29 protein-coding genes and 1 pseudogene are annotated in these 22399 nt (G+C 70.5%); 14 read left to right on the forward strand and 16 right to left on the reverse strand.

Annotation, left to right across the window (positions count from 1 at the left end; translation table 11 throughout):
• Positions 1 to 79: 79 nt before the first annotated feature.
• From AB0E98_RS04555 to AB0E98_RS04585, 7 genes are all read left to right on the forward strand, one after another.
• On the forward strand, positions 80 to 688 hold the full coding sequence (locus AB0E98_RS04555; RefSeq protein WP_361698526.1) for a DUF2867 domain-containing protein: 609 nt from the start codon (positions 80 to 82) through the stop codon (positions 686 to 688).
• Positions 685 to 1128, forward strand: coding sequence for a DUF6463 family protein (locus AB0E98_RS04560; RefSeq protein ID WP_361698528.1), 444 nt, complete (start codon positions 685 to 687; stop codon positions 1126 to 1128). The genes AB0E98_RS04555 and AB0E98_RS04560 overlap by 4 nt, the downstream gene beginning before the upstream one ends.
• On the forward strand, positions 1121 to 2248 hold the full coding sequence (locus AB0E98_RS04565) for a hypothetical protein (protein ID WP_361698530.1): 1128 nt from the start codon (positions 1121 to 1123) through the stop codon (positions 2246 to 2248). Before AB0E98_RS04560 ends, AB0E98_RS04565 begins: the two co-directional genes overlap by 8 nt.
• A 56-nt stretch (positions 2249 to 2304) precedes the next feature.
• On the forward strand, positions 2305 to 3003 hold the full coding sequence (locus AB0E98_RS04570; protein WP_361698532.1) for a response regulator transcription factor: 699 nt from the start codon (positions 2305 to 2307) through the stop codon (positions 3001 to 3003).
• A 104-nt stretch (positions 3004 to 3107) separates the two neighbouring features.
• Positions 3108 to 3590, forward strand: a complete 483-nt coding sequence (locus tag AB0E98_RS04575; protein ID WP_361699332.1) for a hypothetical protein — start codon at positions 3108 to 3110, stop codon at positions 3588 to 3590.
• Positions 3587 to 4096 (forward strand): DUF6463 family protein, encoded by a 510-nt coding sequence (locus tag AB0E98_RS04580; RefSeq protein WP_361698534.1) that lies wholly within the window; start codon positions 3587 to 3589, stop codon positions 4094 to 4096. Before AB0E98_RS04575 ends, AB0E98_RS04580 begins: the two co-directional genes overlap by 4 nt.
• A 126-nt stretch (positions 4097 to 4222) precedes the next feature.
• Positions 4223 to 4804, forward strand: a complete 582-nt coding sequence (locus AB0E98_RS04585; RefSeq protein WP_361698538.1) for a helix-turn-helix domain-containing protein — start codon at positions 4223 to 4225, stop codon at positions 4802 to 4804.
• A 351-nt stretch (positions 4805 to 5155) separates the two neighbouring features.
• Here AB0E98_RS04585 and AB0E98_RS04590 read toward each other — a convergent pair.
• The 5 genes and pseudogenes from AB0E98_RS04590 to AB0E98_RS04610 form a co-directional block, all read right to left on the reverse strand.
• A pseudogene (locus tag AB0E98_RS04590) lies at positions 5156 to 5503 on the reverse strand (IS110 family transposase); the annotation flags it as partial.
• Between the two features lie 180 nt (positions 5504 to 5683).
• Positions 5684 to 6109, reverse strand: a complete 426-nt coding sequence (locus AB0E98_RS04595; RefSeq protein WP_361698542.1) for an MmcQ/YjbR family DNA-binding protein — start codon at positions 6107 to 6109, stop codon at positions 5684 to 5686.
• A 244-nt stretch (positions 6110 to 6353) separates the two neighbouring features.
• Entirely contained in the window at positions 6354 to 6728 is a 375-nt protein-coding gene (locus AB0E98_RS04600; protein ID WP_361698544.1) for a nuclear transport factor 2 family protein, read from the reverse strand.
• Positions 6729 to 6761: 33 nt separating this feature from the next.
• Complete coding sequence (locus AB0E98_RS04605; protein ID WP_361698546.1) at positions 6762 to 7169, reverse strand: VOC family protein; 408 nt, start codon at positions 7167 to 7169, stop codon at positions 6762 to 6764.
• Positions 7170 to 7330: 161 nt separating this feature from the next.
• Entirely contained in the window at positions 7331 to 7729 is a 399-nt protein-coding gene (locus AB0E98_RS04610; RefSeq protein WP_361698548.1) for a VOC family protein, read from the reverse strand.
• Positions 7730 to 7880: 151 nt separating this feature from the next.
• Between AB0E98_RS04610 and AB0E98_RS04615 the strand changes: the two genes are divergently transcribed.
• Positions 7881 to 8207, forward strand: a complete 327-nt coding sequence (locus AB0E98_RS04615) for a TfoX/Sxy family protein (protein WP_361698550.1) — start codon at positions 7881 to 7883, stop codon at positions 8205 to 8207.
• 130 nt (positions 8208 to 8337) lie between these two features.
• Here AB0E98_RS04615 and AB0E98_RS04620 read toward each other — a convergent pair whose 3' ends face one another.
• Entirely contained in the window at positions 8338 to 8772 is a 435-nt protein-coding gene (locus tag AB0E98_RS04620) for a VOC family protein (RefSeq protein WP_361698552.1), read from the reverse strand.
• 221 nt (positions 8773 to 8993) lie between these two features.
• Here AB0E98_RS04620 and AB0E98_RS04625 point away from each other — a divergent pair, with 221 nt between their 5' ends.
• Together AB0E98_RS04625 and AB0E98_RS04630 are read left to right on the forward strand one after the other, a co-directional pair.
• Positions 8994 to 10010, forward strand: coding sequence for a YafY family protein (locus tag AB0E98_RS04625; RefSeq protein WP_361698554.1), 1017 nt, complete (start codon positions 8994 to 8996; stop codon positions 10008 to 10010).
• A 240-nt stretch (positions 10011 to 10250) separates the two neighbouring features.
• A complete protein-coding gene (locus AB0E98_RS04630) occupies positions 10251 to 10628 on the forward strand; it encodes a hypothetical protein (RefSeq protein WP_361698556.1) in 378 nt (125 codons plus the stop codon).
• A gap of 470 nt (positions 10629 to 11098) precedes the next feature.
• Here AB0E98_RS04630 and AB0E98_RS04635 read toward each other — a convergent pair whose 3' ends face one another.
• The 10 genes from AB0E98_RS04635 to AB0E98_RS04680 all read right to left on the reverse strand — a co-directional run bounded on the left by AB0E98_RS04635 (position 11099) and on the right by AB0E98_RS04680 (position 20176).
• Entirely contained in the window at positions 11099 to 11659 is a 561-nt protein-coding gene (locus tag AB0E98_RS04635) for a hypothetical protein (RefSeq protein ID WP_361698558.1), read from the reverse strand.
• 5 nt (positions 11660 to 11664) lie between these two features.
• Complete coding sequence (locus AB0E98_RS04640) at positions 11665 to 12786, reverse strand: ROK family glucokinase (protein WP_311613705.1); 1122 nt, start codon at positions 12784 to 12786, stop codon at positions 11665 to 11667.
• 194 nt (positions 12787 to 12980) lie between these two features.
• Positions 12981 to 13940, reverse strand: coding sequence for an ATP-binding cassette domain-containing protein (locus AB0E98_RS04645; RefSeq protein ID WP_361698560.1), 960 nt, complete (start codon positions 13938 to 13940; stop codon positions 12981 to 12983).
• Positions 13907 to 14947: an ABC transporter permease gene (locus AB0E98_RS04650; RefSeq protein ID WP_361698562.1), complete on the reverse strand. Its 1041-nt coding sequence runs from the start codon at positions 14945 to 14947 to the stop codon at positions 13907 to 13909. The genes AB0E98_RS04645 and AB0E98_RS04650 overlap by 34 nt, the downstream gene beginning before the upstream one ends.
• Positions 14944 to 15924 (reverse strand): sugar ABC transporter substrate-binding protein, encoded by a 981-nt coding sequence (locus tag AB0E98_RS04655; protein WP_361698567.1) that lies wholly within the window; start codon positions 15922 to 15924, stop codon positions 14944 to 14946. The genes AB0E98_RS04650 and AB0E98_RS04655 overlap by 4 nt, the downstream gene beginning before the upstream one ends.
• Before the next feature lie 244 nt (positions 15925 to 16168).
• A complete protein-coding gene (locus AB0E98_RS04660) occupies positions 16169 to 16918 on the reverse strand; it encodes a GntR family transcriptional regulator (RefSeq protein ID WP_361698569.1) in 750 nt (249 codons plus the stop codon).
• Positions 16919 to 17088: 170 nt separating this feature from the next.
• Positions 17089 to 18252: a cytochrome P450 gene (locus tag AB0E98_RS04665; RefSeq protein WP_361699334.1), complete on the reverse strand. Its 1164-nt coding sequence runs from the start codon at positions 18250 to 18252 to the stop codon at positions 17089 to 17091.
• Between the two features lie 202 nt (positions 18253 to 18454).
• Complete coding sequence (locus tag AB0E98_RS04670; RefSeq protein WP_361698571.1) at positions 18455 to 19051, reverse strand: DUF4865 family protein; 597 nt, start codon at positions 19049 to 19051, stop codon at positions 18455 to 18457.
• 34 nt (positions 19052 to 19085) lie between these two features.
• Positions 19086 to 19655: a TetR/AcrR family transcriptional regulator gene (locus AB0E98_RS04675; protein ID WP_361698573.1), complete on the reverse strand. Its 570-nt coding sequence runs from the start codon at positions 19653 to 19655 to the stop codon at positions 19086 to 19088.
• A gap of 113 nt (positions 19656 to 19768) precedes the next feature.
• Complete coding sequence (locus AB0E98_RS04680) at positions 19769 to 20176, reverse strand: ribonuclease domain-containing protein (protein WP_361698575.1); 408 nt, start codon at positions 20174 to 20176, stop codon at positions 19769 to 19771.
• 195 nt (positions 20177 to 20371) lie between these two features.
• On the opposite strand from AB0E98_RS04680, the gene AB0E98_RS04685 reads away from it, so the two are divergent.
• Genes AB0E98_RS04685 through AB0E98_RS04700 form a run of 4 tightly spaced genes read left to right on the forward strand, consistent with a single transcriptional unit; the run spans position 20372 to position 22398 of the window.
• Positions 20372 to 21019: an XRE family transcriptional regulator gene (locus AB0E98_RS04685; RefSeq protein ID WP_361698577.1), complete on the forward strand. Its 648-nt coding sequence runs from the start codon at positions 20372 to 20374 to the stop codon at positions 21017 to 21019.
• Positions 21016 to 21177: a DUF6126 family protein gene (locus tag AB0E98_RS04690; RefSeq protein ID WP_361698579.1), complete on the forward strand. Its 162-nt coding sequence runs from the start codon at positions 21016 to 21018 to the stop codon at positions 21175 to 21177. The genes AB0E98_RS04685 and AB0E98_RS04690 overlap by 4 nt, the downstream gene beginning before the upstream one ends.
• Before the next feature lie 40 nt (positions 21178 to 21217).
• Complete coding sequence (locus AB0E98_RS04695) at positions 21218 to 21883, forward strand: transcriptional regulator (protein ID WP_361698581.1); 666 nt, start codon at positions 21218 to 21220, stop codon at positions 21881 to 21883.
• Entirely contained in the window at positions 21877 to 22398 is a 522-nt protein-coding gene (locus AB0E98_RS04700) for a GNAT family N-acetyltransferase (protein WP_361698583.1), read from the forward strand. The genes AB0E98_RS04695 and AB0E98_RS04700 overlap by 7 nt, the downstream gene beginning before the upstream one ends.
• Position 22399 lies beyond the last annotated feature (1 nt).

Raw genomic sequence — 22399 nt, forward strand, 5'->3', positions numbered from 1 at the left:
CCGACTGTAAACAAGGAGATTTCGCGAACATGGTCGTCCACCACTCTGACTCCCACTGCCCTCGCAGGTGTGATGCGGCATGAGAATCCCAGCCGAAGCTCACACCTCGATGCCCTGGCGGATCCACGAGATCGCACCGGATTTCCGGATCGAGGACGTGTGGTCGTTCCGCACCCCTGGCGCCGGACGTGACGACTTCCCGGTGATGCTCGCCGCGCTGCAAGCCAGCAATCAGCCCGGCCAGACGACCTGGCCGACCCGGTTCCTGTTCGCGGTGCGCTGGAAGCTCGGCGCCGTGTTCGGCTGGGACAGGCCGAAAGCCGGTGTGCGGGGCCGCGTCGTCGCGACGCTGCGCGAGCGCCTGCCGGACGACCTTCGCCGATGCCCGGGCCGTAAGGATCCGAACATCCCCTTCACGCCGCTATACCAGCTCCACGACGAGTGCGCGGAGGAGTTGGCCAACTCCACCGCCCACATCCTGTGCCACCTGGGCTGGGCCCCGGTCGGCGAAGACGGCTACGAACTCCGGATGGCCGCCCTGGTCAAACCCGGCGGCCGGCTCGGGCGGATCTACTTGGCCGGCATCAAGCCCTTCCGCTACCTGATCATCTACCCGGCCCTGACCCGGCGCTGGGAAAAGGCCTGGCTCAACCGGGACCTGGGCTCGAACGGGGAGATTCGACCGTGACGACGAAGGCTGAGGCCGGGCCGACCCGGATCACTGGAATGATCTCGTGGGCCGGATGGCTCCTGGTGGTGTTCGGAAGCGCGCACACCCTGCTCGCGCTCACCGTCGAACACGCCGCGAGCCACGCCGGAGACTGGTTCAGCGGGAAGCTGTGGAGCGCCGACCTGGCAGCGATGAGCCCGGCCGAGAGCGCGTACTGGCTGACCTTCAACAGCTTCGCCCCACCGGTCGTCATCATCGGCGTGACGATCCTGTGGCTGAACCGCCGCGGCATCACCCCGCCGCCGTTCATCGCCTGGGCTCTGCTGACGTGGACACTGATCGGCGCGGCGCTCGCCGGCTTTGCGCCCCCGCTCGACCTGGCCGCGGAGATTCTGTTGCTGGCCGCCGCCCACCGCGCCAAGCAGGCGACCAGGACGGACACGGTCCACCATGCCTGACAACGGCGCACTCACCGTGGAGAACAAGGCGGCACATACGACGACTCAGCACCCTCCCATCAGCCGCCTGCGCAAGGTTGCCTGCGTCGGCACCATCGCGGCGACGCTTCCCTACCTCGCCCTGAAGATCGCGTGGGCCGTCGGCAGCCATGTCGGCGTCAGGGGCGACGCCATGGAGAACTCGACGATGATCGGGGCGAACATCGTGACGGTGGGCATGGACGCCGCCGCCGCGGGGCTCGCGCTGGCCCTCGTCCGGCCCCGGGGGCTGCGGATCCCGGCCTGGCTCCTGCTGTTCCCGCTGTGGGTGGCGACCGGATTCATCGCGCCGATCCTGGTCGGCGCACCGCTGTCGGGCGTAGTGGCGGCGCTGACCGGCGGCGGTGCCGCCAACCACAAGCACGAGCACGATGCGGCAGAGGACATCGCCGGATGGGTGTTCGGGGTGGTCTACGGCGGCTTCATCCTGCAGGGGATCGGCTTGGGCATCGGGTTCTTCCTCTACGCGCGGTCCCGCTGGTCCGCGGTGTTCCGGCTGCGGCTGCGGGATCTGCCCGCCGGCGCGGGGTTCGCCGCCCAGCGGATCACGATCGCCGGTGTCGCGGCGTTCAGCCTGGTCCCCTCGGGGATTCACCTGTACTGGGCGGCCGGCGGGACGGGGCTGCGGCCGGACCTGGACCAGACGTGGCAGGAGCGGCTGGTCTTGGAATGCGTGTTCGCGCTGCTGCCGCTGGTCGGGAGCGTCGCGATGCTGATCCTGGCGGGTCGGCGCGACACCCGGCCGGCCCGGGCCACGCTGGCGGCGGCCTGGTTGGGCACCGGAGCGATGTTCGCCTGGGGCTTCTGGTGGATGGTCTGCGCCTCGTTGAAGGTGCCGTTGTCGGAGGGCAAGGACATGCGCGGCATGGGGCTGGTCGGCTCGCTGGGGATGCTGGCCGGGGCGGTGCTGGCGACGGTGTTGGCACAGACCGTCTGCTCGACCCTCGCGGCGCTGACCGAGACGGCACAGACTCCGGCACCGCGAACCGGGGCGACGCCGGCTCGGGACCGGAGCGAAGCACGGACGGCGGCGTCCGACAAGGGAAGCCGGGGTCTGGCAGTCGGCTGGACCAACTCGTGAGCAATGTTCCAGGAAGGTAAGTGAGTGGTCTCGGCATGGCCGCCCCGGGAGGTCCAATGATCAAGATACTGATTGTCGACGACGAGCCCCTGATCCGCTCCGCCTTCGGGGCGATCCTCGGCGCGGAACCGGGTCTGGAGGTGGTCGGCGAGGCCGGCAGCGGCGCGGAAGCCGTCACCCTGGCGCGCTCCCTCAGCCCCGACGTCATCCTCATGGACGTCCGGATGCCGGTTCTGGACGGCATCCGGACGACCCGGCGCATCCTGGAGGGCCCGGACCCCACGCCGCGCATCGTCGTCGTCACCACCTTCGAGAACGACGACTACATCCACGATGCCCTCAACGCCGGCGCCTGCGGCTTCCTCCTTAAACGTGCCCGACCCGCCGAGATCGTCCAAGCGGTCGGCGTTGCCGCCGTCGGCGACCCGCTGATGTTCCCAGCCGCCGTTCGCGACCTGGCCCGCAGGCGCCACGGCTCCGATGTCGTGCCCGCCCGGCCAGGCCATCCAGCGGCCGACGCGGCCACCCAGCCGCTCCCGCACGGCCTCACCCGACGTGAGCAGGACGTGCTGCGCCTGATCGCCTCCGGCCTGTCGGACACCGAGATCGCCGAGCAGCTCGTCCTCGGGGCCGAGACGGTCAAGGCGCACGTCGACACCGTGTTGTCCAAACTCAGGGCCCGGGACCGCATACAGGCTGTCATCACCGCCTACGAATCCGGGTTCGTGGTTCGGGGTCACACATGTCGGCGGTGACGGCTGAGCGGGAGGCTGTGCAGGAGCCGACAGTTCGCCCGGCGCCACCGGCCGTCACGTGGGTGGCGGCCGCCGGAGCCGTCGGGTCACTCCCCTACTTGGCGATGAAGGTCTACTGGTCGTGGGGCGGCACCGCGGGCAAACCCGACGGGATGGACATCGCCGACGAGTTCGCCAAGAACGGTGCTCCGCGGTTCCTCGTGTGGATGGAGCGGCACGGTATCGACTTCACCGCCGTCCTGGTCCTCCTCGGCCTCATACTGCTCGGCGCGCTCGTCCGGCCGTGGGGACAAGTGTTCCCCCGCTGGGTGCCGGTGCTCCGGGGCCGGAGGGTCCCGCGATGGCTGCCGCTGCTGCCCGGCTGGACGGTCGGGCCGCCCCTGGGGGCTTACGGGGTTCTCGGTATCTCAGCCATGGTCTTCGGCGGAGGGCTGGCGAACAAGCACACCGCTGGCCTGTCCGGTCCGGTGTTCGTCGTGGGGTTCATCAACTTCTCCGCCCTGAGCCTCTCCCTGGCCATCTGTTCCCTGTCGTATCAGCGCCGCACCAGGACGCCCGACGAAGAGAAAGCAGCACGACTCACATGACCAAATGGGCTGGCCGAATACTGGCGTTCATCGGCGCCGGACATCTCCTCGTCGGACTGCTGCTCAGCCGGGCCTACTTCGGGGACTGGCTGTTGTTGCGGCTTTGGGGCCACTGGTGGGAGGACACCCGGGCGGCCAATGCGTTCTGGGGCACCCCGGCCGGCTTCGGCTTGCCGCTGTTCGTCATCGGCCTCTTGGTGACGTGGATGGATCGACGCCGTATTACCCCGCCGATCTTCCTTCCCTGGGTACTGCTCGCGTGGACTGCCGTCATTGCTGTCAGCGTGGAGCCGACACCCGCGCCGCTGGCAGCAGCCGCCTCCGTTCTCCTCCTGTCGGGAGTCCGTCGGGCTGCGGGCCCCACCGGATCACGGTGCGATGCCGGCGACCATGGTGCGGGCCAGTGCGGTACACGTCGCGCCGTCGACTTCGCCGGCCTGGCCGGTGATCAGGGCGAACAGCGCACCGCCGAACAGGGTGATCAGGGTTTCCACGTCCTCCCGTGACGTGGTCAGCCCGAGGGCTTCTTGCACGTCTGCGCGCCGGCCACGCACCTATCGCTGGCCCGGAGTGGCACGCCGATCACGACCGATGGCTCGTTCAAAATCGATTTGGAGCGTACTCTCTACTTCATGGCCCGACCACCTCGCTACGACGAGACGCTGCTATTGGACACTGCCGTGCAGATCGCGGCCGACGCAGGCCCGGCCGCAGTGACGATGTCGGCGATCGCCAGAGCCAGCGGCGTACCCAACGGCTCGATCTACCACCGGTTCCCGCAGCGGCTGGCTCTGCTTGCCGAGTTGTGGCTGCGTACCGTCGAACGCTTCCAAGACGGCTACTTCGCTGCGCTGCACTCCGATCCGGATCCGCTGCGGGCGGGGGGCGCCGCGGCGCGGCACGTCGTCGCTTGGAGCCGTCAGAACCCGCAGGAAGCCGCAGTGCTGCTCCACGGGCCGCAGTCCTTCGGCCGCGATGAATGGCCGAAGGAGTACGCACAGCGCGCCGACGACGGTAACAAGCGGGTCCTGGGGGCAGTGGCGGAACTCGCCGACCGCGTGGGCGCGACCACCGAATCGGACCGCGACCGAGTCATGCTGGCGGTCGTCGAACTGCCGCTGGCAGTGGTCCGCCGATATCTGCGCGCCGACAGATCGCTGCCCGCGCACGCTGAGGACCTCGCTGAGCGCTGCGCGACGGATCTGTTGGTCTAGGAGCGATTCGTGATGGCGATTCGCGCGCCGGACCCACGCCTGATCCCGGAACGCGGCAAGGAGCTGATCGGTCGGCCTCGACCTCCGAGGCCGACAGTGGAAGCCCAGATGGAAGGCTAAAGGGGTCTAACGCCTGAAACTCCCTTCCGGTACGCGCGAACAGATGACGGCGGGGGCCTACCGGCCGTCCATCACTCTCAAGCGCGCTGGCTGACCCTGTCCCGGTGGACGTAACCCCAGCTGGCACTACTCGCGGGGCGGGGGGGCAGAGCCCGCCGCCCAGGCACGACGAGGCCCCTGCCAGCACCTGGCCAGCAGGAGCCTCAATGACCGTCGCGTGTCACACAGCCCCTATGAGCGGGGTACTGGCCGTAGCTGTCTGACCAGGTGAAAGACCTCGCGAGCCGCATAGCGCTTGAGACAACGGACGATTTCGCGACGGGTCTTGCCCTCCTTGATTCGGCGCTCGTAATACTCCTGAGTGCGCGGGTCGACCCGCAGACGGGTAAACACGATGCGATGGAGCGCGGCGTTGGCCTGCCGATCGCCGCCGCGGTTGAGGCGACGGAACTGCCGGCGTCCCGAGGAGCGCTCGACAGGGCTGACACCGCACAGCGCGGCGAACGACGCCTCACTGTCCAGCCGCTCCGGATTGTCCCCCACCGTGATCAGCAACGTGACCGCCGTGTCCGGGCCGATCCCCACGGGGCTTGATGAAAAATCAGAAGCCGCAGGGCAGGGCCCTGCTGGCGGGGTGTCAGGGAACGCCCCTCCCGGCTCTCGGGAACGCCGCGACTGTCGCCGCAGGTCGGCGTGTGGAGAGCGGTAGTGCCAGTTGTCGTGTCTGCTTCTTCGGCACCGGGGATCGGACACGCGCACTTACGGCGATGCCGGTCGGTCCGCTCGGCTCTGTGCGGGAGGCTGGGTCTGATCGCGGTGGAGTCTGTGCAGCCGGTCGCGGGCGGTGCGGGGCAGGCCGTCCACTACGCATTGCCAGGAGTGGCTGATCATCTCGGTGAGTTCTTCGTCGGGGACCGTGCCGTCCAGGTGCACGGTGATCCAGTGCCAGTGGGGGCCCTGGTACCCGTATCCGGGGCGTACCGCGGGGTACTGCTCGTACAGGTGCAGGGCGAGGGCGGATTCGCACTTCACACTCAGCCGGTCGGGCTGGGAGGCGTTGGCTGCTGCCAGGGTGGCGAAGATCTTGCCGCCGGTCTTGTAGACGGGCCGGTGCGAGCCCCAGGGCTCTTCCTCGGTGACCTCGGGCAGGTCCAGGGCGTAGGCCGCGACGTCGTCGGGGGTCATTCGGTGCTGTCCTTCATGCGGGGGTGACGACGGGGCAGGACGCCCGCCGGGATGCAGCCGGGCGCTGCTGCAGGCGAAGCCCCCTGAACGGGGGCGCCGGACCGCGCCGGACCTCGCTTCGAGCCGGGGGAATCCTGAAGGTGCCTGGTCATGGCCGGTTTCCTGGCCGGCGGCCGCAGTGCTGGGCGACCGGGGCTACAGGTCGGCGGGCACCCGAAACCGTGTCTGTGCCTTCAGGAGGAGGTCACTGTCCGCCGAGGTAGTCGGTCTGCGAGGCGATCCGGTCCCCGCGCAGTCGCAGGACCGAGCAGAAGCCGACGGCGACCGGCTCTCCCGCCGGCGGCAGGCCCGGGTGTGTCCCGGAGCTGGTTCCCGCGAAGTCGAATTCGACGGCGATGGCGTCTCCGTGGGCGATGATTCGCTTGATGGTGAACTTCCGGTCGGGAACGGCACCGGCGTACTCCTGCAGGTGGCGCACGAAGGCGTCCCGGCCGGTGAAGGCGAGTCCGAAGGGGCCGCACTCGTAGGTGGTGTCGTCGGTGTACAGGTCCCCGAACCGGTCGAAGTCCTGGTCGTTGTAGGCGTCGGCCCACTCGTGGATGAGCTTGTCGCTGTTCATGGCTTTGGTCTTTCTGGAGTTCCGGGGCCCGGGTCAGGCGTATTTGCCGAGTTCGCTGGCCTGGAGGGCGGCTTGGTCGTTGATGCCGATGACGTAGCCGTCCGGGTCGCGGAAGTAGAACATGCGCTGGCCGGTGTGGTCGGTGTCGGTGTCCTTGATGATCTCGGCGTGCTGGGCGATGCGGTCGTGGGCGCCGTCGAAGTCGTCCACGCCGAGGTAGAACATGCCGGCGAAGCCGATGGGGGTGTCGGCCAGGCTGGGCAGCCAGTTCTTCAGGTCGGCGTTGCTGTAGAGCATGGCGCAGAATCCGCCCTGGTAGAGCAGCATGTGGATGTCGTCGCCGGGGCGGGCGGTGCTGGAATCGACGTCGAAGCCGAGCTGTTTGTAGAACGTGATGCTGGCCGCGGTGTCCTTGACACTCAGGCACGGGGCGAACGGCATGGGTCCTCCATGGTCGGGGTGCGGCCTTCACCAGGGTGCGAGCGCGAGGGGGCCGGCATGCGCCGGGCGCCCTGCGGTTCCTTTCTCCGCCGGTCGGGGCGGGCGTGCACTCCGGGGGCCGCCGTCCTGGTGAGAGCAGCCGCTGTGAGCAGCTGTGGCTGTCAGCGGGTGCTGCTGATGCAGAAGGGCTGGCCGGAGGGGTCGAGCAGCACGGTCCAGTGGTCCCCGCCCGGCTGGTGGGCGGGCTTGGTGGCGCCCAGCCCGAGGAGCTGCTTCTCCGCCGCGTCGACGTCGTCGAACCTGATGTCCATGTGGAAGGCGAGTTCGTCCTGGGGCCAGGTGGGGGCCTTGAACGTCGTGGCGGACCAGAAGACGTACATCATGTCGCCGACCCACACGGGAAAGGCCGCCGGGTTGCCGTCCTCGTCCCGGTACGGCTCGGAGACCTGCGCGCCGAGGGCGGCGGCGTAGAACTGTGCGAGCGCGCCTCCGTCCTCGGCCCAGATCGCGTGCGACAGGACCTTGCCGTTCAGGGCGCTGCCGGGGTTCGTGTCGGCCATGGGTCTTCTCCTCTGCTGTGGGTCGGCCGGGCGGTTTCCGCTCTCTGCTCTGGAGCCGACCGTAACGAGCATGTAGGGCGAGGAATGTCCTATATGACTTGTGGCGGGGTTGCGCGGGCGGGTGCCGTGGTGCGTGGGTAGCGTGAGGGCCATGGCGTATGACGAGGTGCTGGCGGAACGCGTCCGGGAGCTGCTGGAGCAGAACGACGAGGTCGTCGCGAAGAAGATGTTCGGCGGGCTCGTCTTCACGGTGCGGGGGAACACGGCGGTCGGCGTGGTCGGCGACGAACTGCTGGTGCGGGTCACCCCGGACGACACCCCACAGGCCCTCGCCCAGCCCGGCGCACGCCCCTACGAGTTCCGCGGCCGGATCTCGAAAGGCTGGATCATCGTGGCAGGAGAAGTCCTCGACGACGACGTCCTGGACGAATGGCTGGAACTGGGCCGGGAAGCCGCCGTCGCACTTCCACCGAAGTAACCCCTCTGCGATCACCACGTGCCCTTGCGGGAGGTGACGGCCGCCCGGGGCTTCAGGGGTCTCCTGAGCGTGACGCCCGGGGGCTCGTCATCGTGGCTTCGGGTGGAAGGGGGCCCTCCCGGGGGAATGGTCAGGAGATGCTGTCTGCCGGCATGCCGTGCTGGGGCTGCAGGAGTTCGTGGCAGGTCCCGGAGTCGTCGCGGAAGATCGCGGAGATGCCCCACGGCTTGTGCTGCGGTTCCTGGAGGACGGCCACCCCTCGCGCCGACAGTTCCTTGACGGCCGCGTGGCAGTCCTCGACGGTGAACGTGCAGCCGAAGAGCGCCCCCTTGGCGAGCAGCGCCTTCAGCTGCTCGGCGGACCGGGCGTCCTGCAGTGGTGCTCCCGGGACCATGAGGCTGAGCTGCAGCTCCGGCTGGTTCTCGGGGCCTACGGTGAGCCAGCGCGGGTCATCGCCGGACGGCACATCCGTGCGCACCTGCAGGCCGAGCTTCTCGGTGAAGAATGCCTTGGCCGAGTCCTGGTCCAGCACCCAGACCACGACCGTGTTCACTGCGGTAATCATGACTTCTCCTGTTATCTGAGGCACATCCGATCACCCACGGGGTGCGGACGCGCTTGCTTCGTCGGCGAGGAGCCACAGGCTGCCCGGGCAGAGCCGCTGACTTCTCCCGCGGGGAGAGGACTGCTGCCGCCCGCCTAGGCGGCTCTCGCCGCTCGGACGTCTTCGACGGTAGAGCTGCTTTAGGACAGCTGGCGTCACCAATCCCTGAGAACCTGGACTGCATGACCCAGGACCTGCCCGCCCGCATGCTCCGCCTGCTCTCCCTGCTCCAGATGCGCCGCACCTGGACCGGCGCCGAGCTCGCCGACCGCCTGGACGTCACCCTGCGCACCGTCCGGCGTGACATCGACCGGCTACGCACGCTGGGCTACCCCGTCGAGGGCACCACCGGCACCGCCGGCGGCTACCGCCTGGCCGCCGGGGCCGACCTGCCACCCCTCCTCCTGGACGACGAGGAAGCCGTCGCCATCGCCACCGCCCTGCGCACCGCCACCAGCGGCGTGAGCGGCATCGCCGAGAGCGCGGTACGTGCCCTGGCCAAACTGGAACAGGTGCTGCCCGCCCGGCTGCGCCACCAGGTCGCCGCGATCCATGCCGCCACCGCCACCGTCCCCTGGGACACAGGACCCGGGGCCGACCCCTCAGCTCTGGCCGTCCTGGCCGCGGCCTGCCGCGACCACGAGATCGTCACCTTCACCTACGCGTCCAAAAGCGGCGGCAGGGCACCGCGACGCGTCGAGCCGCACAGCCTGGTCGTCGCGGGCCACCGCTGGTACCTGATCGCCTACGACACCACCCACACCGACTGGCGCACCTTCCGCGTGGACCGGCTCACCGAACCCGCCCCCACCGGCCACCGCGTCACCCCCCGCGAGCTGCCCACCACCGACCCCGTCGCCTTCCTCGCCGCACGCATCGCCGCCGCCCCCGCCCGCTACACCCTCAGCGTCACCGCCCCCACCGACGCCGCCACCCTCCTCGACCGCACCCAGGTCCTGCCCGAGCGCGTACGGAGGGCCGGCGCGCACACCAGCGCCATCGAACTGACCGCCGACACCCCCCGCCGCATCGCCCTCCAGCTCTTCGACCTCGCCCCCGGACCCGGCAGCACCTTCCAAGGAAGCCCCGAACTCGCCCAGCACCTGGAAGAGTTCGCACAACTCCTGCAGGACGTGGCCCGCGCGCTCACCGCCGGCGAGCCGGACGAGCCCCACACCCCCACCACGAAGAACCGATGAGGAGCCACCCTCGCCGCTCCGGGGCGCCCACCGCCAACCGCCTGGGTCACTTGGGCGGCACCTCGGCCGTCGCGTCCAAGGCCGGCATCGGCGAGGAGTCGCGGGATTCAGGGTGCCGAACGTGCGCTGGGCCCACCTGCCGACGATCCGGCCCTCCCACCGCACGGTCAGACCAAGACAGCCCATCCGACCGGCAAGACGCTCATCGACTACGCCGTCCCCTACCTCTACGGCGCCGAGATGGAACACCCCTGGCCCACCCCCTTCGGCACCATGCCCAAGCTCGACCCCTGCGACACGGACAGCCTCGCCGAACAGATCCAGCGCGCCCTGCCCGAGACCAAGGTCGTCAAGTCCTTCGTCACCCAGGAACAGGACACCGTCGTCAACCCCCAGGCCACCGGCGGCGGTGACCACACCATGTTCGTCGCGGGTGACGATCCCGAGGCGAAGAAGACGGTCACCGCGCTCCTGGAGTCCTACGGCTGGAGCGACATCCTCGACCTCGGCCCCCTCGTCACCGCCCGCGGCATGGAGATGTACGCCCACATGCACGCCGCCATCGGCATGGCCCTCGGCATGGGCACCCCCTTCGGCGTCGAAATCGTCCGCGCCTGACCCGGCCTCGCGCAGCGATGCCGGGAGCGGCCCTGCCGCGTGCGGCCGATAGGCCGCACCGCCCGCGTCGTCACCGCCTCGCTCCTCCGCGTACTCGAGAGCGGCGAGCCGGAGTACAACGGAGCCTCCGGCACAAGCCCAAATCCGCCGCCTTGACCAACTGCACGACGACGCCCCGCCGGAGCAAGCCGACGGGGGGCCTCACATGTCACGCGCGTGTCACCAACCCCGTAGACGCTCTCACGTCACAAGGCCCTGACCTGGACTTACGTACTCGCCCTGGAACCACTGGACGCCCGTGGACGGTCTCTACAACCTGTGCCAGGTCGTGCCCAGGGCGGGGCCGAGGACGAGTACCGGGCCGTCCTCGGGGCCGTCGGTCCGGTGCTGGAGGGAAAGGGTGTTCGTCTCGCTCACCCGGGCCACGCTATCCGCCGTTCCGGCCGATCAGGGCCCGGGGTGGCCGGTCGTCACGGAGTCGTCGTGGAGATCACATAGGCCCGGGGGCGATGGGGGTCGTCCCAGTTGACGACGATCTCGAAGTTCGGCTTGGGCTTGTCGTGGGAGACGGACACGCCCCGCCAGTGGTGGTCGCCGGGGCCGAACTTCCAGCCGACGACGTCCGCCTCGTCCTTGTCGATGGTGATCCGGCCGGGCTGGAGCTCGGCGGCGGAGGTGCCGAGCTGCTCCAGCCAGTGGTCGAGCCGGTCGCCGGTGGTGGTGAACTGGAGGTACAGCGAGCTCGACTTCCACGAGTTGGTCTCGTAGTGGGCGACGTACGCGGCGCCCGGCGGCACCGTCGTCCCGTAGATGCGACGCTGCAAGCGGGACGGCCAGCCGGACTCCAGTCCGGTCTGGGCCGCTTCCTCCCGCTTGGACTCGCTGCCGCCGCGGCTCTGCATCGCGGAGATGTAGAGGTATCCGGCGGGGATGGCGACGAGCAGGAAGACGATCAGGGGTTTGACCCAGCGGGGGGCGCGCCGGGGCGGGCCCAGCGGTTCCTCGGGGCGGGTGAGCTGTTCGGGCTGCACTGCGGTCACCCCCGGCCGGCCCGTGCGTAGCGCTCGTAGCGCTCGACCCGGCGCCGGTTGGCGCGGCGGAAGCGGCGGGCGACGAGGCGGGCGAGGTCGGCGGCGCCGACCATGCCGGCCTCGGGGCCGAGCTGGGCCTTGACGATGCGGGCCTCGGGTCGGTAGCCGCGGCCGGTGAGGTGGCGGCGGAAGGCGTCGCGGGCGGGGGCGATCAGCAGGTCGTCGGCGGCGCTGACGCCGCCGCCGATGACGAAGCAGGAGGGGTCGAGGGCGGCGGCGAGGTTGGCGATGCCGACGCCGAGCCACTGGCCGATGTCCTGGAGGAGCTCGACGCACATGGCGTCGCCGGAGCGGGCCAGCTCGGTGATCAGCGGGCCGGTGATCTCGCCGACGTTGCCGCCGACGCGGTCCATGATCCCGTACGCGACCGGGGACTCGGCGGCGGCGAGCTCGCGGGCCTCGCGGACGAGGGCGTTGCCGGAGCTGTACTGCTCCCAGCAGCCGCGGTTGCCGCAGGGGCAGCGGTGGCCGCCGGGGACGACCTGCATATGACCGAATTCGCCGGCGACGCCGAATTTGCCGCGCTTGACCTGGCCGTCCTCGAGGATGGCGCCGCCGATGCCGGTACCAAGGGTGATCATGACGAGGTCGTCCTCGCCCCGGCCGGCGCCGAAGCGCCATTCGGCCCAGGCGGCGGTGTTGGCGTCGTTGTCGACCATGACGGGCACGGCGAGGCGGCCGGCGAGGCGGTCGCGCAGCGGTTCGTTGCGCCAGGACAGGTGGGGGGCGAAGAGGACGCGGTTGCGGTCGGCGTCGACCCAGCCGGCGGCGCCGATGCCCACGGCGTGGACGTCGTGGCGGTCGGAGAGGTCGAGCACGAGCTCGACGATGGTGTCCTCGACGACCTTGGGACTCTTGGACTTGTCCGGGGTCTCGGTGCGGAGCTTCTCCAGGATGTTGCCGTCGGCGTCCACGACGCCCGCCATCACCTTGGTGCCGCCGATGTCGATGCCGACCGTGGGGACGCGGGGCGCGGTGAGGTGCGAGCGCCTCTCGCGCGTGCCGACCGTGCGGAGCACGGTCGCTGTGGCGGTGCCCCGGTGTACCCGCTCGCGGTACATGCTCATCGCGGTCGTAGCCCCTGCGGTGGTCTCGTGAGGCCCGGGCCTCGTGGATGCGGTCGTGGCCGATTGTGCCTCACCGACGGGTCACGACGCACAACGGCGCTGGTCACCCTGTTGTGGGCAATCGTCCCGTAAGGACGGAGGGCGGGCGCGGACGGTTCCCGCCGTCCGCGCCCGCCCTGTGTTCCGTGGGTGGGTCAGTCGCCCTTTTCCTGTTCGCCCTTTTCCTGCTTTTCCGGCTCCGGGTCGGCCTCCGGTGCCGGCTCGGGCCCCGGTGCCGGCTCGCTCTCCGCGGTCTCCGGTGCCGGCTCCGGCTCCGGCTCGATCTTCTTGCCGCCGATCACGTCCGGGCCCGGGGCCCGTTCCAGTTCGTGGCTGAGCTGCTCCAGCTCGCTGCCGCCCGCCATCTGCCGGGTGAGCTCGTCGAGGGCGATCTCCGACTTCAGGTGGCTGCCGGCCATGGCCCCTCGCTTGAGGAGGACGAAGCGGTCGCCGACCAGATAGGCGTGGTGGGGGTTGTGCGTGATCAAGACCACGCCGAGGCCGGCGTCCCGCGCGGCCGCGACGTACTTGAGGACGACGCCGGACTGCTTGACGCCGAGCGCCGCGGTGGGCTCGTCGAGGACGAGGACCTTCGCGCCGAAGTACACGGCGCGGGCGATGGCCACGCACTGGCGCTCGCCGCCGGAGAGGGTGCCGATCGGCTGGTCGACGTCGCGCAGGTCGATGCCCATGCGGAGCAGCTCCGCGCGGGTGGTCTCGCGCATGGTGGCGACGTCGAGGCGCTTGAAGGGGCCGGTGCCCTTGGTGGGCTCGGAGCCGAGGAAGAAGTTCCGCCAGACCGGCATCAGGGGGACGACGGCGAGGTCCTGGTAGACCGTGGCGATGCCCCGGTCCAGGGCCTCCCGGGGGGAGTCCAGCCTGGTCTCCTCGCCGTCGACCTCGAAAGTCCCGGCGTCGTGCTGGTGGAGACCCGCGATGATCTTGATGAGGGTGGACTTGCCGGCACCGTTGTCGCCGAGGACGCAGGTGATCTCGCCGGGGTGGACCTCCAGGGAGACGCCCTCCAGCGCACGGATGCTGCCGTAGAACTTGCTCACGTCCGTGAGCCTGACGAGTGCGGTCACTTGCTCGCCTCCGCGCGCTTGCGGACCCATGCGTTGAGCAGGGTCGCGAGGAGCAGCATCGCGCCGAGGAAGAACTTGAACCAGTCCGGGTTCCACTGCGCGTACACGATGCCCTTGCTGGTCATGCCGAAGATGAAGGCGCCGACCGCCGAGCCGATGGCGGAGCCGTAGCCGCCGGTCATCAGGCAGCCGCCGATGACGGCCGCGATGATGTAGAGGAACTCGTTGCCCACGCCCTCGCCGGACTGCACCACGTCGTAGGACATCAGGAGGTGCTGGCCGGAGATCCAGGCGCAGAAGGCGACGGCCATATAGAGGCCGATCTTGGTCTTGTTGACGGGGACGCCGACGGCGCGTGCGGCGTCGGAGCCGCCGCCGACGGCGAAGATCCAGTTGCCGGCGCGGGTGCGCAGCAGGATCCAGGTGGCCAGGGCGACGAGGCCGAACCACCAGAGGATCGTCACCTGGAGGTCGACGCCGCCGAGGGTGAGGTGGGAGGCGAAGACGGCGTGGGCGGAGCCGAAGCCTTCCATGTCACTGATGGTCTTGGTGGAGACCGTGCCGCTGATGAGCTTGGTGAAGCCCAGGTTGAGGCCGGTGAGCATGAGGAACGTGCCGAGCGTGATGATGAAGCTCGGCAGTTTGGTGCGGGTGAGCATGAACCCGTTGAAGAAGCCGATGGCCAGGGTGGTCAGCAGGGAGACCCCGACGCCGACCCAGACGTTCGCCGTCATCTGGTAGCTGAACATCGACGAGACCAGGGCGGAGGTCGTGACCATCACACCGGTCGACAGGTCGAACTCGCCGCCGATCATCAGCAGGGCGACGGGCACGGCCATGATGCCGATCGTGGAGGACGCGTACAGCACGGTGGAGAGGCTGGACGCGCGCAGGAAGCTGTCGGCGGCGAACGAGAAGAAGAGGAAGACCGCGGCCGCGCCCACGACCGCGCCGAGCTCGGGGCGGCCGAGCGTCCGGCGGAGTATGCCGCGGTGGAGGAGGCGCTCGTCGGCCCGCGCGGTTGCCGCTGTACTCATCGGGTGCCCCGCTTCGTGTACTCGGCCAGGGTCTTCGCGTCGTCCTTGGTGACGATCTGCGGGCCGGTGAGGACCGGCCGGCCGCCGCCGAGCATGTCGCGGTTGTACTTGTAGAGCCAGAGCAGGTCGACGGCCTCGTAGCCCTGGAGGTACGGGTCCTGGTCGACGGCGAAGCCGAGGGAGCCGCTCTGGAGGGCCTCGGCGACCTTGGCGTTGAGGTCGAAGGTGTCGACCTCGGCCTTGCTGCCGGCCTGCTGGGCGGCCTTGACGGCGGTGGGGGCGAAGGGGGCGCCGAGGGTGACGACGGCGTCGATGTCCTTGTCGGACTGGAGCTTCGCCTCGATGGAGGACTGCACGCCGGGCATGTTGGTGCCTTCGACGTAGAGGTTCTGCACCTCGCCCTTGAAGGCCTTCTTCACGCCTTCGCAGCGCTGCTCGTGGCCGACGTTGCCCTGCTCGTGGAGGACGCAGACGGCCTTCTTCCTGCCGCGCCGGTTGAGCTGCTCGCCGACGGCCTCGCCGGCGATGACCTCGTCCTGGCCGATGTGGGTGAGCGCGCCGAACTCCTTGGACTTGTCGGAGCCCGAGTTCACGGTGATCACCGGGATGCCGGCCTTCTCGGCCTTGGCGACGACGTCCTTCATGGCGTCGGGCTTGGCGAGGGTGACGATCAGGCCGTCGACCTTCTGGTCGATCATGGCCTGGACGTTCTGGGCCTGCTTGTTGCCCTCGACGTCGTGGGCGTAGAGGAATTTGATGTTGTCCTTGGCCGCCGCCTGCTTGGCACCGTTCTGCACGATGTCCCAGAAGGTGTCGCCATCGCCCGAGTGGGTGACCATCGCGAAGGTCCACCGGGGGGTGTCGACCGCGGCACGCCCCTGGGCGGCCTTGGCGGCCCGCTCCTCGGCGCGCTTGCCGCCCGTGCTGCTGCATCCAGCGAGTGTGGCGCCGAGCACCGCTGCCAGCACGGCACTCACCGCGCGTACGCCTGTCCGAACCCTTGCCACGTGGACTTGCCCTTCTCACTGTCTGTCACGGTGCGGCCGGACCCTCATCCCACGGGCCCAACCGCCCAAGTATCCGTCACCATCCGTCACCGCTGTCGGCGGGGGCGCCGGGGCTGGTCTGTGTGGGTGGAGTTCTAGTGGCGCACACCACACCACGTCAAGGGTTTGTCAGAACATTCTTACGACATGACAGGTGGGCGGGGCCAGAGCCACGCTAGGACCGCGCCAGGAGCTGGAAGTCGAACGCGTAGCGTGACGCCCGGTAGAGGTGGGAGGCGAACTCGACCGCGCGGCCGGTGTCGTCGAAGGTCGTCCGCTCCATCGTCAGCAGCGGCGCCCCCTCCGGCTCGGCCAACAGCTCGCCCTCGGCGAGGGTGGCGGCGCGCGCGCCGATCGTCTGCCGGGCGCTGTGGAGGGTGATCCCGGCCATACGCATCAGCCGGTAGAGGCCGGTGCGCTCCAGCGCCTCGTCGTCGAGGCCGAGCAGCCCGACGGGCAGGTGGTTGCGCAGGGCGGCCATGGGCTCGCCGTGCGCCAGGCGCAGCCGCTCCACCAGGACGACGTCGGCGCCCTCGGCGACGCCGAGCGCGGCGGCGACCCGGGCGGTGGCGGGCTCGACGGTGCGGCGCAGCACCCGGGTGGCGGGCTTCTGGCCGGCCTCCTCGAGGTCGTCGTAGAGGCTGCTGAGCTCCAGCGGGCGCTTGACCTGGCTGTGCACGACCTGGGTGCCCACGCCCCGGCGGCGGACGAGCAGGCCCTTGTCGACGAGCGACTGGATGGCCTGGCGGACGGTGGGCCGGGACAGGCCCAGTCGTCCCGCGAGCTCGATCTCATTGCCGAGCAGGCTGCCGGGGGCGAGCTCGCCCCGCTCGATGGCGGCCTCCAGCTGCTGGGAGAGCTGGAAGTAGAGCGGGACCGGGCTGCCGCGGTCGAGGGTGAACTGGAGGGGTTGGTGCGTGGCCACGCTGGGAGCGTAGCCCTGTGGCCTGATGACGGGAAGTCCGGAGGTCTTTATGTCCGGACATCCGGACTTCCGGACGGGGCGGTCCGGTCCACCGCGGGCCGGTGGGGGCTGGTCGCGCCCACGCGGCGGCAGCCGCATATCAACACAGTTCCGCGCCCCTTACGGGGCGCTCAGAAGCGCACCGGCAAGTGGTGCGGCCCCCGCATCAGCAGTCCCTCGCGCCAGGTGAGGGCGTCGGGGTGGCTGTCGAGGGCGAGGTCGGGGCAGCGCTCCAGCAGTGAGCGGATGGCGATCCTCGCCTCCAGCCGGGCCAGGGGCGCGCCGACGCAGTAGTGGATGCCGTGACCGAAGGCGACGTGGCCGCGGGCGTCGCGGTGGATGTCGAAGCGGCCGGCCTCCTCGAAGCGGGCCGGGTCGCGGTCGGCGTCGGACAGGGCGGCGAGGACGAGCTCGCCGCCGCCGGGGATGACGGTGCCGCCGATGTCCAGGGGCTCGGTGGTGAAGCGGAAGGTGGAGGTCTCGACGGGGCCGTCGTAGCGCAGCATCTCCTCGACGGCGCCGTCGAGGAGCCCGAAGTCGGCGCGGAGGTCGGCGAGCTGGCCGGGGTGGCGCAGCAGGGCGAGGACGCCGTTCGATATGAGATTGACCGTGGTCTCGTGGCCGGCCACCAGCAGGATCCAGGCCATGCCGAGGAGTTCCTCGGCCGAGAGCCGGTCGCCGTCCTCGTCGGTGGTGCGGATCAGGGCGCTGAGCAGGTCGTCGCCGGGCTTCTCCCGTTTGGCGGCGACGAGGTCCGTCAGATAGACGCCGACCTCCTGGGCGGCCTTGAGCTTCGCCTGCGGCGGCTCGGCGCCGATGGTGGTGTTGGACCAGCGGCGGAAGGCCGCCCGGTCGAGGTCGGGCACGCCGAGCAGCTCGCAGATGACGCTCATGGGCAGCGGGAAGGACAGGGCCTCGACGAGGTCGGCGCGGCGGTCCGGGGCGGCCAGCATGGCGTCGAGGAGCTCGTCGGTGAGCTGCTGGACGCGGGGGGCCATGGCCTCGACGTGGCGCGGCGTGAACTCCTTGGCGACCAGCTTGCGCAGCCGGGTGTGGTTCGGCTGGTCGGCGATGAGCATGTGCCGGCCGGCGGCGACGGGCGGCAGGAGCATGTCGGGGGCGGCGTTCGCCCAGTCCTTGGAGAGCGTGGGGTCGTTGAGGGTGGCGCGCACCTCGTCGTAGCCGACGACGAGCCAGCAGACCGCCCCTTCCGGCATCCGTACCCGGTGGACGGGGGCACGCTCGCGCAGGGCGGCGTACACCCGGTAGGGGTCCCGGGCCAGTTCCGCGCCCATCGCCGCCAGATCGACTGTCCCGTCCCGCTCTTCGGCCACTGCGGTCACGGCTACCCCCCGGTACGTCGGCGTGTTGTTCGACGCGCTCACCCTACGCGCGGGTAGGGCCGGCCGCCATCGGCCGTGCGGACGAGTCCGGCATACCGTCAGACGCGCCCGGTACAGCGGCCGTTGGACCTCCGGGCGGGGCCGCGACGGTCCGTCACCAGTGCCGGCCCTCGGGGATCTCCGGCAGGTGCGGGTCCGACAGGCGCAGCACCTCGTAGCGCTCGGCGCGCTCGTCCTCGCCCGGCGGAACGGAGTGTTCCCACAGCGTGAAGCGCAGCAGTCGCCAGTGGCGGGGGTCGAAGGCCAGCGCGGTGGTGTGCGCCCCGGCCCGGCCGGCGAGCTCGTCCAGTTCGCCGAGCGCGTCCGCCACCACGGTCGCGGGGTCGGCCCCGGCGGGCATCGGGGTCAGCAGCCGGGAGGCCGCGCGCGGCGCCGCGGAGCGGGCCGGGCCCGCGTGGCAGGCGATGCCGGTCCAGTGGTGGACGGCCGGGCGGCCGAAGTCGGCGACGACGCCCTGGAATCCCCCGCCGCCGACCAGGAACTCGCTCATCGCGCCGACGCCGTCCCACAGGTAGAAGGGGGCGTACTGGTTGACGGGCGAGCCGTCGATTCCGCGTTCACGGATGACGTAGGCCTTCAGGCCCAGCCCGGCGCGGTCGTCGAGGGCGTGGCCCCGGGTCGCCACCCGTTCCCGGATGACGGTCATGTCGTAGTCGGCGGGCAGGGTGATCTCGTACTGCATGGCGTACACGGCGTCTCTTCTCCTGTCGTTCCGCTCCGTCGGGTCAGCGCCCGGTGGTGTGCGCGGCGAGCAGTCCCAGGACTCCGTCGACGGCCCGCTGGAAGGGCTCCTCGGATCCGGCGGCGCGGGCGAGGACGTAGCCGCCCTGGAGCACGGCCACCACGGTCGAGGCCGTGTCGGCGGGGTCGAGCGCGGCGTCGAGCTCGCCGCGGTCCCGGCCCTCGGCCAGTACGTCCGCGATCCGGGCCCGCAGCCAGGCGAAGGTCTCGTCGACCGGTGCGCGCAGCACGGGGTCGGCCATGACGTCGGGGTCCTGGGTGAGCCGGCCGATGGGGCAGCCCTTGAGGACCTCCCGCTCGCGCCGCAGATACGCCGTGACGCGCTCGACGGCCGTACCGGGCGCGGCGAACCGTTCCTCGGCGGCGGCCCGGAGTACGTCGGCGGTGCGCCGGATCGCGGCAAGGGCGAGGTCCGGCTTGCCGGAGAAGTGGTGGTACATGCTGCCCTGCCCGGCGCCCGCGCGCTGCTGGATCGCCTTGGGGCTCGTACCGACGTAGCCGCGCTCCCACAGGAGTTCACGGGTGCTCTCGATGAGGCGTTCCGGGGTGCTCATGATCCGAGTGTACATACCAGTAGGTACAGAAGATCAAGATCTTGCCGTACGGGCACGGCTACGCCGAAGCCCCGTCACCGCGCATCGGTGACGGGGCTCCTCAGTGAAAGGTTTCAGCAGGAGAAGTCGACGAGGTCGAAGGTCCGGTAGTGGTCGGCCGTGTAGTAGTCCTCGTGCGCGCCCTTGCCGGCGATGACGCGGCGGGCGCCGCGGTCCGGGGAGCCCGGGGTGATGACGGTGTACTCGTGGTAGTAGCCGCTCGTCTGCCGGGGGAGGACGCCCTCACGGTTGGAGAAGACGATCCCGTCCCGCGGGTAGGGGAAAGGGCCGCCCTGGTCGATCAGCCGGATGGTGTCGTGGGCCTGGGAGGGCAGCTCCGAGTAGCAGATGTCGCCGACGGACTGCACGGCCACCACCGAGGGGGCGACCGACGGGGCGGCGACGGCGGGGGTGCCGAGGAGGAGGGTGGCGGCGACGGCGGCGAGGGCGCCGAGGCGCACGAGGCGAGGGGGGTTTGTCATGGACATTAGGATGACCGACCGGCCGTACGGCATGTCAATGCCCATTCCCTGATGTTCCCTTGACGTTCATCACGTTGACCGAAGAGATCGTCTGTGTCCACGCCGACACGCGGCGCGAGGGGACCCGGAGAACAAGAATTTGCCTCACGGGCAAAAGTTTTGCCCCTCGGGCAATGACGGGTCTATACCGGAACCATGAGCCCGCTGCCCGAACCGCACCTCTCCCCCGCCCCGGACGAGGGGGCCGAGCTGCCCTCCGTGGCCCCGCGACTGCGCGCGCTGCGCAGACGGAGCGGGCTGACCCTGGAGGCCGCCGCGGCCCGGGTGGGACTGTCGCCCGCGCATCTGTCCCGGCTGGAGACCGGACGGCGGACGCCGTCCCTCCCCATGCTGCTGGCGCTGGCACGGACCTACGGTACGACCGTATCCGACCTGCTGGGCGAGGTGCCCGCCGAGCTCGACCCGATCGTCCGCGCGGACCGCATGGAGCCGCAGGAGGCGGGCGGCTGGACCTACTGGCGGGCCGGCGGCTCCGGCCGCGCCATGCAGGCGCTGCGGCTGCACGTGCCGCAGGGCCGGGACAGCCAGGAGGCGCTGGTGCGCGTGCACCCGGGCGAGGAGTGGCTCTATGTCACCCGGGGACGGCTCCGGCTGACGCTGGGCGACGCCGCGCATCTGCTCGACCCCGGCGACGCCGCCCACTTCGACTCCCTCACCCCGCACCGCATCGCCGCCGCGTCGCGCGGCGGGGTGGACCTGCTGTTCCTCCACACACTGCTCCAGAGCGGCGCCGCCGAGCTGTGCCTCGGCGGCACGCCACCGACCCAGAGGGGAATCCGATGAGCGACAACGCGACGGACGTGAAGACGAACACGAAGAAGTTCCACGAGGAGGACCGGGCCCCGATGGGCATGACGTTCCGGGTCTTCGTCTACCTCGTCGCCGTCCACTTCATCGTGGCGTTCTTCTTCCTCCTCTTCTATCTCGGCGGGGCGAAGTAACGACGGGCGAAGCGGCGACGGCGATGGCTACCCTGGAGCCATGGCCCGAACAGCCCGGGAAGTCCTCGACGAGGCGACGCGCGAGCTGGCACCGGAGGCGGGGACGAACCGCCTGGTCCCCCTGATCGCGGCGGGCGACGCCCCCGTCACCGCCGTCGCCGCCTTCGCCCTGGAGCAGCACCACGTCATCGCCTCCGACGCCCGCAGCTTCCTGCACCTGGCCGAACGGGCCGCACTGCTGCGGCAGCCCGCCGTCGCCGCCTTCTTCGACCGCCTCGCCCAGGACGAGTCCCGGGCGCTGGCCCACCTGGGCCCGCTCGCGGCCGCCTGCGGGCTGGACGGGGCGGCCACGGAGGGGCACGAGCCCCGGGCCGGCTGCCAGGCGTATCCGGCGTACGCGGCCTGGCTGGCGCTGGGCGCCGAGCCGGTCGACGTGGTCGTGGCCCTGTGCGCCAACTTCGCGGCGTGGGGCGGCTACTGCGCCACGGTGGGCCGGGCCCTGCGCGAGCACTACGGCTTCGACGACGAGGCGTGCGGCTTCTTCGACCTGTTCGCCACGCCCGACCCCGAGGGCGCGGAGCGCGCGCTGGCAGCCGTGGGCACCGGTTTGACGGACGGCCGGCTCACGGAACGGCTGGCGCACCGTTACGGTCGTCTGCTCCAGGACTATGAACTGATGTTCTGGGCTACGCTCGCGGCATGCTGAACTACCGTTCGGCGCAAGCCGACGAGCTGGCCCGTGTCGACGCGCTCGACAACTCCTTCACCACGGACTCCATCATCGTGGTCACCGCCTCGGACGACGGCTTCCGCCTGCGCACGGTGCGGGTGAGCCCCCCGCTGCGCAAGGTCTACCCGGACGACGAGGACGAGGACGACCGTCCCCGCGAGACCGTCGTCGCCCAGGACGGCGCGGAGCTGTGCGGCGCGATCACCTTCGCTTACGAGGCCTGGAACCGCAGGCTGTTCATCGCCGACGTCCGGGTCGCCCCCAGCCGCCGGGGGCAGGGCATAGGCCGCGGCCTGATGGACCGCGCCCTCGCGCGCGGCCGTGAACAGGGCGCCCGTACCGCCTGGCTGGAGGTGACGAGCGTCAACGCGCCCGCGATACAGGCGTATCGCCGCATGGGGTTCGCGGTGTGCGGACTGGACACCACCCTGTACCGGGGGACGGCCGCCGAGGGCGAGACGGCGTTGTTCATGAGTCGCGCACTGTCCTAGG

Origin of the sequence: Streptomyces sp. NPDC037389 (genome assembly GCF_040636475.1) — a bacterium.
GTDB classification, from domain to species: Bacteria; Actinomycetota; Actinomycetes; order Streptomycetales; family Streptomycetaceae; genus Streptomyces; species Streptomyces hesseae.

Coding starts and splice junctions, on each gene's coding strand:
- AB0E98_RS04565 (WP_361698530.1), top strand. CDS start 1,121: ATGCCTGACAACGGCGCACTCACCGTGGAGAACAAGGCGGCACATACG.
- AB0E98_RS04605 (WP_361698546.1), bottom strand. CDS start 7,169: ATGCCGTTCGCCCCGTGCCTGAGTGTCAAGGACACCGCGGCCAGCATC.
- AB0E98_RS04620 (WP_361698552.1), bottom strand. CDS start 8,772: ATGATTACCGCAGTGAACACGGTCGTGGTCTGGGTGCTGGACCAGGAC.
- AB0E98_RS04665 (WP_361699334.1), bottom strand. CDS start 18,252: ATGGGCGCGGAACTGGCCCGGGACCCCTACCGGGTGTACGCCGCCCTG.
- AB0E98_RS04580 (WP_361698534.1), top strand. CDS start 3,587: ATGACCAAATGGGCTGGCCGAATACTGGCGTTCATCGGCGCCGGACAT.
- AB0E98_RS04695 (WP_361698581.1), top strand. CDS start 21,218: ATGGCCCGAACAGCCCGGGAAGTCCTCGACGAGGCGACGCGCGAGCTG.
- AB0E98_RS04575 (WP_361699332.1), top strand. CDS start 3,108: ATGAAGGTCTACTGGTCGTGGGGCGGCACCGCGGGCAAACCCGACGGG.
- AB0E98_RS04640 (WP_311613705.1), bottom strand. CDS start 12,786: ATGAGCATGTACCGCGAGCGGGTACACCGGGGCACCGCCACAGCGACC.
- AB0E98_RS04645 (WP_361698560.1), bottom strand. CDS start 13,940: ATGGGTCCGCAAGCGCGCGGAGGCGAGCAAGTGACCGCACTCGTCAGG.
- AB0E98_RS04650 (WP_361698562.1), bottom strand. CDS start 14,947: ATGAGTACAGCGGCAACCGCGCGGGCCGACGAGCGCCTCCTCCACCGC.
- AB0E98_RS04625 (WP_361698554.1), top strand. CDS start 8,994: ATGACCCAGGACCTGCCCGCCCGCATGCTCCGCCTGCTCTCCCTGCTC.
- AB0E98_RS04595 (WP_361698542.1), bottom strand. CDS start 6,109: ATGACCCCCGACGACGTCGCGGCCTACGCCCTGGACCTGCCCGAGGTC.
- AB0E98_RS04675 (WP_361698573.1), bottom strand. CDS start 19,655: ATGAGCACCCCGGAACGCCTCATCGAGAGCACCCGTGAACTCCTGTGG.
- AB0E98_RS04555 (WP_361698526.1), top strand. CDS start 80: ATGAGAATCCCAGCCGAAGCTCACACCTCGATGCCCTGGCGGATCCAC.
- AB0E98_RS04610 (WP_361698548.1), bottom strand. CDS start 7,729: ATGGCCGACACGAACCCCGGCAGCGCCCTGAACGGCAAGGTCCTGTCG.
- AB0E98_RS04585 (WP_361698538.1), top strand. CDS start 4,223: ATGGCCCGACCACCTCGCTACGACGAGACGCTGCTATTGGACACTGCC.
- AB0E98_RS04700 (WP_361698583.1), top strand. CDS start 21,877: ATGCTGAACTACCGTTCGGCGCAAGCCGACGAGCTGGCCCGTGTCGAC.
- AB0E98_RS04615 (WP_361698550.1), top strand. CDS start 7,881: ATGGCGTATGACGAGGTGCTGGCGGAACGCGTCCGGGAGCTGCTGGAG.
- AB0E98_RS04600 (WP_361698544.1), bottom strand. CDS start 6,728: ATGAACAGCGACAAGCTCATCCACGAGTGGGCCGACGCCTACAACGAC.
- AB0E98_RS04685 (WP_361698577.1), top strand. CDS start 20,372: ATGAGCCCGCTGCCCGAACCGCACCTCTCCCCCGCCCCGGACGAGGGG.
- AB0E98_RS04680 (WP_361698575.1), bottom strand. CDS start 20,176: ATGACAAACCCCCCTCGCCTCGTGCGCCTCGGCGCCCTCGCCGCCGTC.
- AB0E98_RS04630 (WP_361698556.1), top strand. CDS start 10,251: ATGGAACACCCCTGGCCCACCCCCTTCGGCACCATGCCCAAGCTCGAC.
- AB0E98_RS04690 (WP_361698579.1), top strand. CDS start 21,016: ATGAGCGACAACGCGACGGACGTGAAGACGAACACGAAGAAGTTCCAC.
- AB0E98_RS04570 (WP_361698532.1), top strand. CDS start 2,305: ATGATCAAGATACTGATTGTCGACGACGAGCCCCTGATCCGCTCCGCC.